The 848-nt window shown below is 33.6% G+C and carries 1 protein-coding gene; it reads right to left on the bottom strand.

The window, feature by feature from the left end; translation table 11 throughout:
* Positions 1–157 precede the first annotated feature (157 nt).
* Positions 158–571 carry a DUF6326 family protein gene (locus tag ACFSR8_RS13000; RefSeq protein ID WP_380292696.1) on the bottom strand — a complete coding sequence of 138 codons (414 nt, stop codon included), beginning with the start codon at positions 569–571 and terminating at the stop codon, positions 158–160.
* Between the last annotated feature and the right edge of the window lie 277 nt (positions 572–848).

Genomic DNA, 848 nt, shown 5'->3' on the forward strand with positions numbered 1-848 from the left:
TCCTTAAAACGAGTCTGTTGCAGAAATTATGGGTTTTTATGGCGGCTTGCGCAACGGTTACCGTTGTTGGCAACTGGCTTTTATTCTTTCAGCAATTGGTTCAAATTTCTACTTCTCCGAGTTTGGTCATTATTTTTTAAAATTGATTTTTGGACATTTACAGTCCTGATTTTTCTTTAGGCCATTTCCAAGCGTACCAGACAATTAAAGCTGTAATTATACTTTCTAAAAATGCTAAAAAGACATAAAACAAATACCATTCGTTCGTTGACATAATTCCGATAAATATCATCATAATTGTGAAAATGGCTCCAAATAGTATATTAAGAATTCGGTTTATTTTTGGTTTAAGGAAAATTGAAAGTGCCACCATTATAGATGGAATTGCTAAAATCATTGAGGCTATTAATAATTTGGTGGGACTATCTAAAATATTTTCGCCTGTAAGTAAACTGTTTATTTTTCCTGGTGTGTAGAGTTCAAAATAATCTCCATATAAATAGCAGAAAGTTGCTGAAGCCCATAAAGAAGCAAGTTTAATTTTGATATTCACTTTCGGGTTTTCTAACATATCCTTTAAAGTTTTACAATTCAAGTGCGTTTGTATTTATAAAGACGTAAAATCTTTTTAAATGGTTGCCTGAATTCTAAAGTTAGTTGCGTTTTCAGCTTGTTGCTAACGGTCTCGTATAACCGTCAGTTACGGGTTAATATGCATTAATTTTCGGTTAAGCACTGGCGTTAGCAATTCCGAGTGGATTCGGGCGTAGTCGAATCCGCCGTAATTGCGGTTATACATCTTAAGTTTGATTCTCTGTAAATTTGGATACTAACCAGAAAGAACAAAA

Source organism: Hyunsoonleella rubra (assembly GCF_042684665.1).
Taxonomy (GTDB): domain Bacteria; phylum Bacteroidota; class Bacteroidia; order Flavobacteriales; family Flavobacteriaceae; genus Jejuia; species Jejuia rubra.

Coding starts and splice junctions, on each gene's coding strand:
- ACFSR8_RS13000 (WP_380292696.1), bottom strand. CDS start 571: ATGTTAGAAAACCCGAAAGTGAATATCAAAATTAAACTTGCTTCTTTA.